14 protein-coding genes are annotated in these 15,608 nt (G+C 60.5%); 7 read left to right on the top strand and 7 right to left on the bottom strand.

Annotation, left to right across the window (positions count from 1 at the left end):
• Window positions 1-49: 49 nt before the first annotated feature.
• From lepB to lptF, 4 genes are all read right to left on the bottom strand, one after another.
• Window positions 50-904 (bottom strand): signal peptidase I, encoded by an 855-nt coding sequence (gene lepB / locus AOA60_RS14570; protein ID WP_099585005.1) that lies wholly within the window; start codon window positions 902-904, stop codon window positions 50-52.
• A 5-nt stretch (window positions 905-909) separates the two neighbouring features.
• A complete protein-coding gene (gene lepA / locus AOA60_RS14565) occupies window positions 910-2,709 on the bottom strand; it encodes a translation elongation factor 4 (protein ID WP_032859966.1) in 1,800 nt (599 codons plus the stop codon).
• Between the two features lie 151 nt (window positions 2,710-2,860).
• Window positions 2,861-3,940 (bottom strand): LPS export ABC transporter permease LptG, encoded by a 1,080-nt coding sequence (lptG, locus tag AOA60_RS14560; protein WP_099585004.1) that lies wholly within the window; start codon window positions 3,938-3,940, stop codon window positions 2,861-2,863.
• The gene (gene lptF, locus AOA60_RS14555; protein WP_099585003.1) at window positions 3,933-5,051 is read right to left on the bottom strand and encodes an LPS export ABC transporter permease LptF; all 1,119 of its coding nucleotides are present in this window, start codon (window positions 5,049-5,051) and stop codon (window positions 3,933-3,935) included. The genes lptG and lptF overlap by 8 nt, the downstream gene beginning before the upstream one ends.
• Before the next feature lie 282 nt (window positions 5,052-5,333).
• Between lptF and AOA60_RS14550 the strand changes: the two genes are divergently transcribed.
• The 5 genes from AOA60_RS14550 (at window position 5,334) to rlmF (ending at window position 11,956) form a co-directional block, all read left to right on the top strand.
• On the top strand, window positions 5,334-6,824 hold the full coding sequence (locus AOA60_RS14550; protein ID WP_099585002.1) for a leucyl aminopeptidase: 1,491 nt from the start codon (window positions 5,334-5,336) through the stop codon (window positions 6,822-6,824).
• A 51-nt stretch (window positions 6,825-6,875) separates the two neighbouring features.
• Window positions 6,876-7,304, top strand: a complete 429-nt coding sequence (locus AOA60_RS14545; RefSeq protein WP_099585001.1) for a DNA polymerase III subunit chi — start codon at window positions 6,876-6,878, stop codon at window positions 7,302-7,304.
• A 7-nt stretch (window positions 7,305-7,311) separates the two neighbouring features.
• The gene (locus tag AOA60_RS14540) at window positions 7,312-7,701 is read left to right on the top strand and encodes a DNA polymerase III subunit chi (RefSeq protein ID WP_099585000.1); all 390 of its coding nucleotides are present in this window, start codon (window positions 7,312-7,314) and stop codon (window positions 7,699-7,701) included.
• A 150-nt stretch (window positions 7,702-7,851) separates the two neighbouring features.
• Window positions 7,852-10,698: a valine--tRNA ligase gene (locus AOA60_RS14535; protein ID WP_099584999.1), complete on the top strand. Its 2,847-nt coding sequence runs from the start codon at window positions 7,852-7,854 to the stop codon at window positions 10,696-10,698.
• Window positions 10,699-10,936: 238 nt separating this feature from the next.
• Window positions 10,937-11,956, top strand: coding sequence for a 23S rRNA (adenine(1618)-N(6))-methyltransferase RlmF (rlmF, locus tag AOA60_RS14530; protein ID WP_099584998.1), 1,020 nt, complete (start codon window positions 10,937-10,939; stop codon window positions 11,954-11,956).
• 61 nt (window positions 11,957-12,017) lie between these two features.
• Here rlmF and AOA60_RS14525 read toward each other — a convergent pair whose 3' ends face one another.
• Entirely contained in the window at window positions 12,018-12,299 is a 282-nt protein-coding gene (locus tag AOA60_RS14525; RefSeq protein ID WP_099584997.1) for an HU family DNA-binding protein, read from the bottom strand.
• A 397-nt stretch (window positions 12,300-12,696) separates the two neighbouring features.
• Between AOA60_RS14525 and yejK the strand changes: the two genes are divergently transcribed.
• Window positions 12,697-13,701: a nucleoid-associated protein YejK gene (gene yejK, locus AOA60_RS14520; RefSeq protein ID WP_032886429.1), complete on the top strand. Its 1,005-nt coding sequence runs from the start codon at window positions 12,697-12,699 to the stop codon at window positions 13,699-13,701.
• Window positions 13,701-14,051 (top strand): glutaredoxin family protein, encoded by a 351-nt coding sequence (locus tag AOA60_RS14515; protein ID WP_099584996.1) that lies wholly within the window; start codon window positions 13,701-13,703, stop codon window positions 14,049-14,051. The genes yejK and AOA60_RS14515 overlap by 1 nt, the downstream gene beginning before the upstream one ends.
• On the opposite strand, the gene AOA60_RS14510 is transcribed toward AOA60_RS14515, so the two are convergent.
• Both AOA60_RS14510 and AOA60_RS14505 read right to left on the bottom strand, forming a co-directional pair.
• Window positions 14,052-15,029 (bottom strand): FecR family protein, encoded by a 978-nt coding sequence (locus AOA60_RS14510; RefSeq protein ID WP_099584995.1) that lies wholly within the window; start codon window positions 15,027-15,029, stop codon window positions 14,052-14,054.
• Window positions 15,026-15,604 carry an RNA polymerase sigma factor gene (locus AOA60_RS14505; RefSeq protein WP_099584994.1) on the bottom strand — a complete coding sequence of 193 codons (579 nt, stop codon included), beginning with the start codon at window positions 15,602-15,604 and terminating at the stop codon, window positions 15,026-15,028. The genes AOA60_RS14510 and AOA60_RS14505 overlap by 4 nt, the downstream gene beginning before the upstream one ends.
• Window positions 15,605-15,608: the final 4 nt, after the last annotated feature.

Below are 15,608 nucleotides of genomic sequence, written 5' to 3'. Positions count from 1 at the left end.
TCCAAGCCCCAGAAAAGCAGTCGGCGCTGTGTTCACAGCGCCGCTTGTATTACTTGATCAGCCCGACCCGCGAGAAATTCGGCAGGTGGCTGAGCTTGGGTTCCGGCCAGCTCATCCAGACCGCGAAGGCCTTGCCGACGATATTCTGGTCGGGAACCATGCCCAGCAGCTCCTTGGGAATGCTCGGGTCATCCCAGTAGCGACTGTCATTGGAGTTGTCACGGTTGTCGCCCATCATGAAATAGTGCCCGGCCGGCACTTTCCACTCGCCGTCAGGCATGGCGCGGTAGCGGCTCATTTCCTTGCGGATTTCGTGCTCTACCGCACCGAGTTTTTCCTGGTACAGCTCGGCGCTGCCCAGGCTGTTCGGTTCGGAACCGAGCAGTTTCTCGGACACCGACTCGCCATTGATCAACAGACGCTTGTCGCTGGTATAGCGAATCACGTCGCCCGGCAGGCCCACCACACGCTTGATGTAGTTGACGTTCGGGTCGCTCGGATAGCGGAACACCATCACATCGCCGCGCTGCGGATCACCGACTTCAATGACCTTCTTGTCGATCACCGGCAGGCGAATCCCGTAGGAAAACTTGTTCACCAGGATGAAGTCGCCCACGTCCAGGGTAGGTTTCATCGACCCCGAAGGGATCTGAAACGGCTCCACCAGGAACGAACGCAGCACCAGCACGATGAACAACACCGGGAAGAACGACTTGCCGTATTCAACCAGCAAAGGCTCTTTGTTCAGTTTCTCGATCACCACGCCATCGGGCTGGCTGACGCTGCCCTGATAGGACGCGATAGCCGCCCGCCGACGCGGGGCGAAGAACACCAGATCGAGCAACGCCAGGAGACCGCAAACGGCAACGGCGATGACCAGCAACAGCGGGAAATTTAGCGACATAGGACCTAACTATCCAACCTGAGCACCGCAAGGAAGGCTTCTTGTGGAATTTCCACGTTGCCCACTTGCTTCATGCGTTTTTTACCGGCCTTTTGCTTCTCAAGCAGCTTGCGCTTACGGCTTACGTCGCCGCCGTAGCATTTGGCCAGTACGTTCTTTCTGAGAGCCTTGACAGAGGTCCGTGCAATGATCTGCCCGCCAATGGCGGCCTGGATCGCGACGTCGAACATCTGGCGCGGAATCAGTTCTTTCATCTTCTCGGTCAGTTGGCGACCTTTGTAGTGCGCGTTGTCCTTGTGCACGATGAGTGCCAGGGCATCGACCTTGTCGCCGTTGATCAACACATCCAGTTTCACCAGATTCGCCGATTGGTACCGGTCGAAATGGTAATCCAGGGAAGCATAGCCGCGACTGGTGGATTTGAGACGGTCGAAGAAGTCCAGGACCACTTCGTTCATCGGCAAATCGTAGGTCACTTGCACCTGGGTACCGAGGAACAACATGTCGTGCTGCACGCCACGCTTTTCGATACACAGGGTAATGACGTTGCCCAGGTGTTCCTGCGGCACAAGGATATTGGCGCGCACGATCGGCTCGCGCATGTCTTCGATGGAAGACAGGTCTGGGAGCTTGGACGGGTTGTCGACGTAAATCGTTTCACCGGTTTTCAACAACAGTTCAAAAATAACCGTTGGCGCGGTGGTGATCAGGTCCAGGTCGTATTCGCGCTCAAGGCGCTCCTGGATGATTTCCATGTGCAGCATGCCGAGGAAGCCGCAACGGAAGCCGAAGCCCAGGGCGTCGGAGCTTTCCGGGGTGTACTGCAACGACGAGTCGTTGAGGGTCAGCTTCTGCAGGGCTTCGCGGAAGTCTTCGAAGTCATCGGAACTGACCGGGAACAGACCGGCGTAAACCTGCGGCTGGATGCGTTTGAAGCCCGGCAGCACGTCAACGTCAGGGGTGGAGCTCAAGGTCAGGGTGTCACCGACCGGTGCACCGTGAATGTCCTTGATACCGGCGATGATGAAGCCTACTTCACCGGCTTTCAGATCAGTGGTGGCGGTGTGTTTCGGGTTGAATACACCGACGCTGTCCACCAGGTGGATCTTGCCGGTGGACTTGACCAGGATCTTGTCGCCCTTCTTCACACGGCCGTGGCGCACACGTACCAGGGAGACAACCCCCAGGTAGTTGTCGAACCAGGAGTCGATGATCAACGCTTGCAGCGGATCTTCGTAGTTGCCGGTGGGGGCGGGGATGGTCTTGACCAGGCGTTCGAGCACTTCGTCGACGCCCAGGCCGGTCTTGGCGCTGCACTCGACGGCGTCGGTGGCGTCAATGCCGATGATTTTTTCGATTTCTTCTTTTACCCGGTCCGGATCGGCCTGCGGCAGGTCGATCTTGTTCAGCACCGGCATGACTTCCAGGCCTTGCTCGATGGCGGTGTAGCAGTTGGCCACGGACTGGGCTTCAACGCCCTGGCCCGCGTCCACCACCAGCAGCGCACCTTCGCAGGCCGCCAGGGAGCGGCTGACTTCGTAGGTAAAGTCAACGTGGCCCGGGGTGTCGATGAAGTTCAGTTGGTACTTGATACCGTCTTTGGCGGTGTAGTACAGGGTAACGCTGTGGGCCTTGATGGTGATCCCGCGCTCGCGTTCGAGGTCCATGGAGTCCAGTACCTGGGCTTCCATTTCACGCTCGGCAAGGCCGCCGCACATCTGGATGAATCGATCGGCCAGCGTCGACTTACCATGGTCAATGTGGGCGATGATGGAGAAATTGCGGATATGACTCAAATCACTCACGGATCAACACTCAAAAAGGCTGCAGGCAGATTGCCCGCTGAAAAATAGCCGGGAATTGTACCTGAAGCTTCAGCCAGACGTCATCTTTGCTGACCAGAACAAAAATGCCCCACTCATTCGAGCGGGGCATTTTTTGTGCATAAGCGCGGTATCAACCGGCTCGGCGCAGCAGCCAGAACCCGGCCAGGGCGCAGATGGCGGTCGGCACCAGCACCGCAAACAGCGGCGAGAAACCGAACACCAGGCTCGACGGACCGAGCAGATCCTGGGCAATCCGGAAGGTAAAGCCCACCAGCACACCGGTAAATACACGCTGACCCAGGGTCACGGAGCGCAATGGACCGAAGATGAACGAGATCGCCATCAACACCAGCGCGGCAGTCACCACCGGCTGCAACACCTTGACCCAAAACGCCAGCCAGTAGCGGCCGTTGTTCAGCCCTTGCTCCTTCAGGTAGTGGATGTAACTCCACAACCCGGAGATCGGCAGGCTTTCGGGGATCATCACCACGGTATTGAGCAATTGCGGTTTAAGTGCAATGTCCCACTCTTCACTTGGCACATTGATCACTTCGGTGCTGGCCTTGGTGCCTTGGCCGACATTGCGAAAGTGCGTAGTGGTGATATCCGTCAGTTGCCATTTTTCGCCGCTGTACTGTGCACGTTTGGCGAAGCTGGACGACAGCATGTGGCGTTCTTTATCGAAGGTGTAGCGCGTCACACCGATCAACAGGCCGCCCGGCTGCACGGCGTTGATGTGGATGAACTCATCACCCTGGCGGTGCCACAGGCCATGCTTGGCGCTTTGTGCATCGCCCGAACCCTGGGCCAGGGCGCGATTGGCCTGGGCAGTGGTTTCAGCCGGCGGTGCGACGTATTCACCGATCAGTACGCTGCACAGCATCAGCAGCAGCATGGGCTTCATCACCGCCCAGACGATACGACCGATGGACACCCCGGCGGCACGCATGATCGTCAGTTCGCTGTTGCTGGCCAGGCTGCCCAGGCCGATCAGGCAGCCGATCAGCGCGGCCATCGGCATCATGTCGTAGAGACGACGCGGCGCGGTAAGTGCCACGTAACTCAGCACATCCCACACGGTGTAGGTGTCGCTGACGTTGCCCACTTCATCGATGAAGGCGAACAACGAGGCCAGCCCGAGGATGATGCCCAGTACCGCCAGGATGGCGATCAGGACGCTGCTACCTATATAGCGATCGAGCTTAGCCACGAGCCAACTCCTTCTGGCCACGACGGCTCAACATTTTCAAACGGATAGGCTCCCAGTACAGCAGGCCCAGGCCGATCACCAGGAAGATCCCATGCACCCACCACAACCCCAGGGTCGGCGACAGCTTGCCTTTCTCCAGGGAGCCGCGGGCGGAAATCAGGATGGTGAGGTAAGCCATGTACAGCAGGATCGCCGGCAACAGCTTGAGGAAGCGGCCCTGGCGCGGGTTGACGCGAGACAGCGGCACGGCCATCAGGGTCACGATAAACACCAGCAAAGGCAGGGAAATACGCCATTGCAGCTCGGCGATGGAGCGCAGCTCCTGGCTACCGAGCAGCTCCGTCGTAGGAATGGCGTCGCGGTCGGTCACCTCGTCGCTGACATCCGGACGGGCGAGCAACACGCCGTAGGTGTCGTACTTGATAGCCCGGTAATCGGCCTGGCCAGGGCTGCCGTCATAGCGATAGCCGTTTTCCAGGATCAGGTAGCGGCTGCCGTCCGGCCGTATGTCCTGGCGACCTGACTCGGCGACCAGCACCGAGATACCCCGGTCTTTCTTGTCCTGGCCCAGGCGTTTCTCGGAGATGAATACCCCGCCCAGGTTGGCGCGGTCTTCGGTCATGGTTTCGGTGTAGGTGACCCGCGTGCCGTCATTGAGTGCCTGGAAGCGGCCCGGTTCGAGGGTGTCGAACTCGGTCATCGCGTCCTGCTTGTTCAGCACCAGCTGGAACTGCATGGCGCCCTGGGGGGCCAGGCTCAGGCTCAGCCAGGCGACGATCAACGCGACGCCCGCGGCCGGGATCATGGTCATGCCGAGCAGGCGCTGCTGGCTCATGCCGGTGGCCGAGAGCACGGTCATTTCGCTTTCGAGGTACAGGCGGCCGTAGGCCAGCAGGATCCCGAGGAACAGGCCCAGTGGCAGGATCAGTTGCAGGAACCCTGGCAGGCGAAAGCCCATGATCAGGAACAACGAACCTGGATCCAGGGCGCCGGAAGCAGCCTGGGCCAGGTATTTGACGAAACGACCACTCATGATGATGACCAGCAGGACCGCACTCACGGCACTCAGGGTCAACAGGACTTCGCGGGACAGATAACGGAAGACAATCAAACCAGACACTCCAGGGTTGTCAGGCTAAGGCGGCCAAACAAGCAGCATACCGAGTCAGCCCCTTACACAGGGCCGGCTAAAAAGATGGCGCATTATCCTGTGATTGACCGCGCCTGTCACTGCGCAACCTCACGCACACCTACAAAGCGTGCGCCAAGGGTTGTCAGGCTCCGTCGGCGAGGTTCAAACTGCGGCCTTTGTCGCTGGCGGTTTACGTAACTGCCACGCTTTAAAGCCTGGAGACAGAACCCAGGCTCTCAGACCTTTATAAGGGACCCGAAAATGGAATTGGTTGTAAAAAGCGTTAGCCCCGAAACGTTGAAAACCGCCACCCTCGTGGTCGCCATTGGCGAAGGCCGCAAGCTCGGCGTGGCCGCCAAGCAACTCGACGAACTCAGCGGCGGCGCCATCAGCGCAGTGCTCAAGCGCGGCGACCTGGCCGGCAAAGTCGGCCAGAGCCTGCTGCTGCAGAGCCTGCCTAACCTCAAGGCCGACCGCGTATTGCTGGTCGGCGTGGGCAAGGATACCGAATTGGGCGACCGCCCTTTCCGCAAGATCATCAGCAGCATCCTCGGCACCCTCAAGGGCCTGGGGGGTGGCGACGCCACACTGGCCCTCGACGAAATCGTGGTCAAAGGCCGCGACAGCTACGGCAAGACCCGCCTGCTGGCCGAAACCCTGGTGGACGGCGGCTATATCTTCGACCAGTTCAAGAGTCAGAAAGCCGAACCCCGCGCCCTGAAGAAAATCACCCTGCTGACCATCAAGGCCGCGCAGGCTGAAGTCCAGCGCGCCGTGACCCACGCCACCGCAATTGCCAACGGTATGTCGTTTACCCGCGACCTGGGCAACCTGCCGCCGAATATCTGCCACCCAACCTTCCTGGGCGAGCAGGCCAAGGCATTGGGCAAAGAGTTCAAGGGCCTGAAAGTCGAAGTGCTGGACGAGAAAAAGATCAAGGAACTGGGCATGGGCTCGTTCTATGCCGTGGGCCAGGGCAGCGACCAGCCACCCCGCCTGATCGTGATGCAGTACAACGGCGGCAAGAAGTCCGAGAAGCCTTACGCCCTGGTCGGCAAAGGCATCACGTTCGACACCGGCGGCATCAGCCTCAAGCCGGGCGCCGGCATGGATGAGATGAAGTACGACATGGGCGGCGCCGCGAGCGTGTTCGGCACCCTGCGTGCCGTGTTGGAACTCAAGCTGCCGATCAACCTGGTGTGCATCCTGGCCTGCGCCGAGAACATGCCGAGCGGCGGCGCTGCACGCCCAGGTGACATCGTCACCACCATGAGCGGCCAGACCGTCGAGATCCTCAACACCGACGCCGAAGGCCGCCTGGTGCTGTGTGACGCCCTGACCTACGCCGAGCGCTTCAAGCCGCAAGCAGTGATCGACATCGCCACCCTGACCGGTGCGTGCATTGTTGCCCTGGGCTCCCACACATCGGGCCTGCTGGGCAATAGCGACGAATTGATCGAGCAACTGCTCAGCGCCGGCAAGGCTGCCGACGACCGCGCCTGGCAACTGCCGCTGTTCGATGAGTACCAGGAACAGCTGGACAGCCCGTTCGCCGACATCGCCAACATCGGCGGCCCGAAAGCCGGCACGATCACGGCGGCCTGCTTCCTGTCGCGCTTTGCCAAGAACTTCAACTGGGCGCACCTGGACATCGCCGGCACCGCGTGGACCAGCGGCGGCAAGGACAAGGGCGCCACTGGCCGCCCGGTACCACTGCTGACCCAATACCTGCTGGATCGCGCCAAGGCCTGAAACTGAAGATGCCGGGGCGGCCCTCACACCGCCCCGGCCTCAGGAACCGCAATGACCCAAGTCGACTTCTATATATTGCCCAGCGCCGACCCGCTCGCGCGCCTGGACTTTGCCTGCAAACTCACCGAAAAAGCCTGGCGCATGGGCCACCGCATCTACCTGCATTGCAGCGATAGCGCCCAACGCGACGAACTCGACGCCCGCCTGTGGCGCTTCAAGGGTGAAAGCTTCGTACCCCATGGCCCTGCCGAATCCGAACCCGAAGGCCTGGTAGTACTGGGTTTGGGCGACAGCTGCGGCGATCACCATGACCTGCTGGTCAACCTGGACCTTAAAGTACCGCCCTTCGCCAAGGCGTTCGCCCGTGTGGCGGAAGTGGTGGTGGAAGATCCGGCTATTCGTCAGGCCGCGCGGGAGAGTTTCCGTTTCTACCGCGAACAGGGCTATCCTTTGCAAGATCACCGGCTACAACGACTTTGAGCACACGATGGACACTTCCAACCCTGTAAAAAAAGATGACCACCTGCTGGATGACCTTGAGTCGATCCGTCAGTTGCTGGGTGATGATGGCTTGCAACCGCCGCTGCTGACCGAATCGGTCGACGGCGAGGTACAGATTCCATTGCTATTTGACATGGTGGGCGGCAAACCCACCCCGGCCCCGGTCGAACCGCCCGTCGTAGCCGCTGCACCCGTTGCGGCCGCCGCCGAGAAAACGCCTGACGCCCTGCTGCTGCACCTGGACAACGAACTGCGCGCCGCCGCGCAATTGATCATGCAAGACGTGATCGACGACTTTGCCCCGCACATCGAAACCGAGATCAAGCGCCGGATGGATGCGCGCATGGAGCGGTTGCTCAGCCAATACCAGTCCTAAGCCACACATAGATCCAATGTGGGAGGGGGCAAGCCCCCTCCCACATTTTTCCCCATACACCTCAAGCCCGTCTTCGCCTCGCCCTGCGCCCTATCCCCCGTTATACTTGCCGGCTTTCCTGAATAAATGCCAACTAGGGTCCCGCCGCGCATGGATAAGACCTACCAGCCGCACGCTATTGAAACTTCCTGGTACAACACCTGGGAGTCCGAGAACTATTTCGCTCCGCAAGGTGCGGGCGAGTCCTACACCATCATGATTCCGCCACCGAACGTCACTGGCAGCCTGCACATGGGCCATGGCTTCAACAATGCGATCATGGATGCGTTGATCCGTTTCCGCCGCATGCAGGGCCGCAATACCCTGTGGCAACCAGGCACCGACCACGCGGGTATCGCCACCCAGATGCTGGTCGAGCGTCAACTCGAAGCCACCGGCCAGAGCCGCCACGACCTGGGTCGTGAGAAATTCCTGGAAAAAATCTGGGAATGGAAAGACCAGTCCGGTGGCAATATCAGCCGTCAGATCCGCCGCCTGGGTTCGTCCGTCGACTGGAGCCGCGAGCGCTTCACCATGGATGACGGCCTGTCCGAGTCCGTGAAAGAAGCCTTTGTGCGCCTGCATGAAGACGGCCTGATCTACCGCGGCAAGCGCCTGGTCAACTGGGACACCAAGTTGCACACGGCGATTTCCGACCTCGAAGTGGAAAACCACGACGAAAAAGGCTTCCTGTGGAACCTCAAGTACCCGCTGGCCGACGGCGCCAAGACCGCTGAAGGCAACGACTACCTGATCGTCGCCACCACCCGTCCGGAAACCATGCTTGGCGACGCCGCTGTCGCGGTTAACCCGAACGACGAACGCTACCAGGCACTGATCGGCAAGTTTGTTGACCTGCCATTGGTTGGCCGTCGCATCCCGATCATCGCGGACGACTACTGCGACCCTGAATTCGGCACCGGCTGCGTGAAAATCACCCCGGCCCACGATTTCAACGACTACGAAGTCGGCAAGCGCCACAACCTGCCGCTGCTGAACATCTTCGACAAGAATGCCGCCGTACTGCCGGCCTGCCAGGTGTTCAACCTGGATGGCACGCTGAACGACAGCATCGACGGCAAGATCCCGGCTGAATACGCCGGCCTCGACCGTTTTGAAGCACGCAAGCAGATCGTGGCCGCGTTCGACACGGCCGGCCTGCTGGTGAGCGTTGACGACCACGGCCTGAAAGTGCCGAAAGGCGACCGTTCCGGCACCGTGATCGAGCCGTGGCTGACCGACCAGTGGTACGTGTCCACCAAGCCGCTGGCTGAACCTGCCATCGCCGCCGTGGAAGATGGGCGTATCCAGTTCGTGCCCAAACAGTACGAAAACATGTACTTCTCGTGGATGCGTGACATCCAGGATTGGTGCATCAGCCGTCAACTGTGGTGGGGCCACCGCATTCCGGCCTGGTACGACGAGTCGGGCAAGGTCTATGTAGGCCGCGACGAAGCCGAAGTACGTGCCAAGCACAACCTCGGCCCGGACGTAGCGCTGCAACAGGACAACGATGTTCTGGACACCTGGTTCAGCTCGGGCCTGTGGACGTTCTCCACCCTGGGCTGGCCGCAGCAGACCGAATTCCTCAAGAAATTCCACTCCACCGACGTCTTGGTCACCGGTTTCGACATCATTTTCTTCTGGGTTGCCCGGATGATCATGCTGACCATGCATTTGGTGAAGAACGAGGACGGCACGCCGCAGGTTCCGTTCAAGACCGTCTACGTGCATGGCCTGGTACGTGATGGCCAGGGCCAGAAGATGTCCAAGTCCAAGGGCAACGTCCTGGACCCACTGGACATCATCGACGGCATCGACCTGGAAACCCTGGTGCAAAAGCGCACCTCGGGCCTGATGCAGCCGAAACTGGCGAAGAAGATCGAGAAGCAGACCCGCGACGAGTTCGCCGACGGTATCGCCAGCTACGGCACCGACGCCCTGCGTTTCACCTTCTGCTCGCTGGCGTCCACCGGTCGTGACATCAAGTTCGACATGGGCCGCGTCGAAGGCTATCGCAACTTCTGCAACAAGATCTGGAACGCCGCGCGCTACGTGCTGGATAAAGGCGAAGACTGCGGCCAGAACGGCGAAGCCTACGAGCTGAGCCTGGCTGACCGCTGGATCATCTCGCAGCTGCAACGCACCGAAGCCGAAGTAACCCGCCAGCTCGACCAGTTCCGTTTCGACCTGGCGGCCCAGGCCTTGTACGAGTTCATCTGGAACCAGTATTGCGACTGGTACCTGGAACTGTCCAAGCCCGTGCTGTGGGACGAAAACGCGCCGGTCGAACGCCAGCGCGGCACCCGTCGCACCCTGGTGCGTGTGCTGGAAGTGGCCCTGCGCCTGGCGCATCCGTTCATGCCGTTCATCACCGAAGAAATCTGGCAGCGCCTCGCGCCGCTGGCCGGTATCGAAGGCAAGACCATCATGCTGCAGCCTTGGCCTGTGGCCAACGAAGCACGCATCGATGAAGCCGCCGAAAGCGATATCGAATGGCTCAAGACACTGATGCTTGGCACACGCAACATCCGCGCCGAGATGAACATCGGGCCGGGCAAGCCATTGGCCGTGTTCGTGAAGAACGCCAGTGCCGAAGATCAGCGTCGCCTCAGCGAGAACGACGCGCTGCTCAAGAAGCTGGCGAAGCTGGAATCGATCACCGTATTGGCTGACGGCGCCGAAGCACCGCTGTCCGCCACCGCACTGGTCGGCGAGATGGAAGTGCTGGTGCCAATGGCCGGCTTGATCGACAAGGGCGCCGAACTGGCCCGCCTCGACAAGGAAATTGCGCGCCTGCAAGGCGAAGTGCAGCGAGTGGGCGGCAAGCTGTCCAACGCGGCTTTCGTCGACAAGGCGCCGGCTGAAGTGATCGACAAAGAACGCGCCAAACTGGCTGAAGCGGAACAGGCTTTGGGCAAGCTGGCGGAGCAACATGCGCGGATTTCCAGCCTGTAAGGCTTGAACCGTGTGAAAAAAGAGACCTTCGGGTCTCTTTTTTTTGCCCGAAATTCCCCGGTGCCAGGCTGGCAATACACCCCATTTGGGAGGGGCTTGCCCCCGATAGCAGTGTGTCAGCAACCTACAAATTGGCGGGTACACCGCCATCGGGGGCAAGCCCCCTCCCACATTTGACCGAGTTATCCTCGGGAATGTGTGACAATGGCCGCCACTTTGAGCCAACACCAGAATCATCATGACCACCCCCAGCACGCCCAAGCCTCCACGCAAAAAGCCTAAAACCGCCGCCACGGCCAAACCCGTCGCGCCGCGCAAGGAGGCCCCCCTGCCCCCGCGCAACCGCCACACAGGCCGTTACGACTTCCCGGCGCTGATCAAGACCACGCCGGAACTGGCGAAATTCGTGATCCTCAATCCTTACGGCAAGGAAAGCATCGACTTCGCCAGCCCGGATGCGGTGCGGGTGTTCAACCGGGCGCTGCTCAAGTCGTTCTATGGCATCCAGCATTGGGATATCCCGCAGGACTACCTGTGCCCGCCGGTGCCGGGGCGTGCCGACTACGTGCACTTCCTCGCCGACCTGCTGGCCAGCGTCAACGACGGCAAGATTCCCCGTGGTTCCATCGTCAAGGTGCTGGACATCGGCATGGGCGCCAACTGCGTCTACCCGCTGATTGGCTACATGGAATACCGCTGGAACTTCCTCGGCTCCGAGGTTGACCCTATCGCCGTCGCGGCGGCCAAGGCCATCGTGCAGTCCAACGACCTGAGCAAGGTCATCCAGTTGCGCCAGCAAGCAAATCCCAAGCACATCCTGCTAGGCCTGCTGGAGCCGGGCGAGCGTTTTGACCTGACCATGTGCAACCCGCCGTTCCATGCGTCCATGGACGAAGCCACCAAAGGCAGCGAACGCAAGTGGCGCGCCCTGGGCAAGGCGGATCCCAAGCGCAAATTGCCGGTGCTGAACTTCGGTGGCCAGTCGGCCGAGTTGTGGTGTGAAGGTGGTGAAGCGCGTTTTGTGACGCAGTTGATCGCCGAAAGCGCGAATTTTGCTCATAAAGTGCTGTGGTTCAGCACCTTGGTGTCAAAAGCGTCGAACTTGCCCGCGATTGAAACAGCCCTGAAAAAAGCCGGCGTGCTGGAAAGCCAGGTAGTGGAAATGTCCCAGGGCCAGAAGCAAAGCCGCTTCGTGGCCTGGACCTTCCAGACCAAGAACGAGCAGCAGATCTGGCGCCAGCGCTGGGTCCGCGACTAAATCGCAGGCAACAAAAAACCGCGCCCGGATCACTCCGGAGCGCGGTTTTTTTTGCTGCGTCTTACTTGTTAACAGCGTCGGTCAGGCCTTTGGCCACAACCAGCTTGATAACTTTCTTGGCAGCGATTTCGATGGCAGCGCCAGTCGAAGGGTTACGGCCAGTACGGGCTGGACGCTCAGTCACTTTCAGTTTGCCAACGCCTGGCAGAGTGATTTCGCCGCCGTTTTCCAGCTGATCAGCAACAACTTGGCTCAGTTGGTCCAGCAGAGCGCGCACGGTAGTTTTCGGTGCGTCTACAGATTCAGCCAGGTCAGCGATCAGTTGGTCTTTAGTAATAGCCATTGTGGTGTTCCTTCCCTATCAAATTCATATGGATTGCAGAGTGCAGTGTCAGCCGTCGAGCCCGACCGTCTAGGTCTGGCACCCCAGGCTTATAACCTCGGAGAACGGGGTTATAGATGCTTGAAACGGGGATTGGTTCGACCTGACAGATGCTGAATGCACGCTTAACGCCGAGACTTGGCGTAAGACGGGGCAAAACTAGCACAGAGACGGGGAAATATCCGCCTCTACCTACCCATTTGGTCAGCTTTATCGCTCTAAACCGTGAAAAAAAGGCATATGCAATGTCAGACGGCGGTCAAAACCGCCTTCGAGGCGTGTCTTGACCAATGGGTGCGGTACACTGGGCGACTTTTCGGGGAGGCCAACCGCTCCCCTTCAACCAGCCGAGAAGCCCATGCCGATCCGTCATTGCATCGTCCACCTGATCGACAAAAAACCCGACGGCACGCCCGCAGTTCTCCACGCCCGCGACTCGGAGCTGTCCGAATCCGCTGCCATCGAGAACATGCTTGCCGACCTCAACGAGAGCTACAACGCCAAACAGGGCAAGGCCTGGGGTTTCTTCCATGCCGAGTCCGGCGCGCACCCGTTCAGCGGCTGGTTGAAGGAATATTTCGAGGGTGGCCAGGATTTCACCACCTTCAGCCGCACCGCCGTCGAGCACCTGCAAAAGCTGATGGAAGAGTCCAACCTCTCCACCGGCGGCCACGTGCTGTTCGCCCACTACCAGCAAGGCATGACCGATTACCTCGCCATCGCCCTGCTGCACCACAGCGAAGGCGTGGCGGTGACCGACGAACTGGACGTGACCCCGTCGCGTCACCTGGACCTGGGCCAACTGCACCTGGCGGCGCGCATCAACGTCTCCGAGTGGCAGAACAACAAGCAGTCCAAGCAGTACATCTCGTTTATCAAAGGCAAGAACGGCAAAAAGGTCTCGGAGTACTTCCGCGATTTTATTGGCTGCCAGGAGGGCGTCGACGGCCCGGGCGAAACCCGCACGCTGCTCAAGGCCTTCAGTGACTTCGTCGAAAGCGAAGACCTGCCGGACGAGTCCGCCCGCGAAAAAACCAAGACCTTGGTGGACTACGCCAGCAGCCAGGCCAAGCTCGGCGAGCCCATGGGCCTGGAAGAATTGTCGGGCCTTATCGATGAAGATCGGCCAAAAGCGTTCTACGACCATATCCGCAACAAGGACTACGGCCTGTCGCCGGAAATCCCGGCCGATAAGCGCACCCTCAACCAGTTCCGCCGTTTCACCGGGCGCGCCGAGGGTTTGTCCATCAGCTTTGAAGCGCACCTGCTGGGCGACAAGATCGAATACGACGAGGCCGCCGGCACCTTGATCATCAAGGGTCTGCCCACCCAACTGACCGACCAGCTCAAGCGCCGTAACTGATGCTCGGCGGGGTCCTTAAAAAAGTCCTGCTGGTGTTGCTGGTGGTTGTAGTGATCCAGAACTGGGGCAAGATCGAGCGTCTCTTCAACCCTTCGCAGGTGGTTTCAGAGCAGGTCCGCACCTCGGCGCGGGTGGTGCTCTATGCCACCGAGTGGTGTGGTTACTGCAAGCAGATCCGCCGCTTTCTGGATCAGAAAGGCATTCCGTACCAGGCGTTCGACATCGAGAAGGACGCCCAGGCGCGCAAGGCGTATGAGGCGTTGGGCGGCGGTGGGATTCCGTTTGTGCAGGTGAATGGGACGTTGATCCGGGATTTCAATCCCGACGCGATCATGGCCGCGCTGAAATAATCAGCGCACCACGATCACCCGCCCCAACAGGCTGTGCTGCTCAAACCCCAGCACCGCCTGCAACGCATTCAGTACTGTCTGCGGGTCTTTGCTCGGGAAGCTGCCACTGACGCGTTTGGCGCCCAGCTCTTCGTTGAGCAACAGGATGCGGCCGGGGTAGTAACGCCCCAGATCCTTCACTACATCGGCCAGCGGCGCCTTGTAGTAATTGAGCCAGCCGTCGCGCCAGGCCAGGCGGGATTCGCTGTCCACACCATGCATCGGCTCGGCAATGCCATCGGCGTAGGCCACTTGCTGGCCGGCCGTCAAAATCTGCTGCGGACCCTGTTTCGACGGGGTCAAACCGACGCGCCCCGACAACACCGTCACTTGCGCCCCCGCCGGTTGCAGGCGCACTTCGAATTGCGTGCCAAGCACCCGCGCTTCACCGCTGCCCGCCTCCACCACAAAGGATTCGCCGGTGTGGGTCACGCTGAAAAAACCGGCACCACGCCGCAACTGGATATGCCGCTCGCCCTGGCTGAAATCCACGGCAATCGCGCTGTCGGCGTCGAGGGTGACTTTGGATTGATCGACCAGGGTGATGGTCTTCACCTCCCCCGGCGCGGTCACGTAATCAGCGCCAATGTCGTCGATCCAACGAGACGGCTGCCAACCGGCGCCCATGGACACCATCAACAGCAGGCAAGCAGCCATGGCCAGGGCGCCGGACCAGCGCACTACACGCGAACGTTTGGAGGTGTTCATCGCGTTGAGATAGCCCTGCAACGCCAGGGCGTCTTCGTCGGCGAGTTTGCGTGCGGGCACTTCGCTCAACTCCCACAGCACCTGGGCCTGGGCGTAGGCCTCGACGTGTGCCGGGTCGGCGCGCAGCCAGTGGCTGAACGTCGACTGGTCGCCGCTGCTCGGCTGATCGTGCAACAGGCTCAGCCAGGCCAGCGCGGCGTGTTGCTGGTCGGGCGTGGGGGTGACGTTCACGGTGCTTTCCCTGGCGTGCGTGGAGGCAATGGGTCGCGAAGGCTGGCCTTGCAGGCTTCGAGGGCACGCATCATATGTTTTTCCACGGCACTTTGGGACAACCCCATGGCCTTTGCGATTTCCGCGTATTTGCGGCCATGGATGCGGTTGAGCAGGAAAATCTGCCGCGTGCGTTCGGTCAGGCTGCGCAAGGCCGCTTCGACATGGCGCAGATCGTTGCCCGCCTCCAGCGCGGCCTGGGGTTCGCAGCCCTGGTTATCCTGCTGCTCGGGCAACCAGCCTTCGCTGCTGCGCACCCGTGCGCCTTCGCTGCGCAGATGGTCGATGGCGATATTGCCGGCGCAGCGCAGCAGGTAGGTGCTGAGCTCTTCGACCTGCACCAGCGGCCGGCGCCAGAAGCGCAGGAACAGGTCCTGCACCAGGTCAGCCGCCGTGGCGCGGCAGCCGACGCGGCGGCTCACCAAGGCTTCCATCTGCGAACGCTGGGACAGAAACACCTGCAGAAAATGCGCACGCCCACCCGTCGCATCAGTGTGCGGGCTGTCCTGGGATTCGGGTGGGGTACTGATCATCATGGCA

The organism is Pseudomonas sp. 2822-17 (assembly GCF_002742485.1).
In the GTDB taxonomy this organism is placed as follows: Bacteria; Pseudomonadota; Gammaproteobacteria; order Pseudomonadales; family Pseudomonadaceae; genus Aquipseudomonas; species Aquipseudomonas cyclaminis.
The sequence above is the reverse complement of the archived record's forward strand: the minus strand, read 5'-3'. Positions and strand labels throughout refer to the sequence as shown.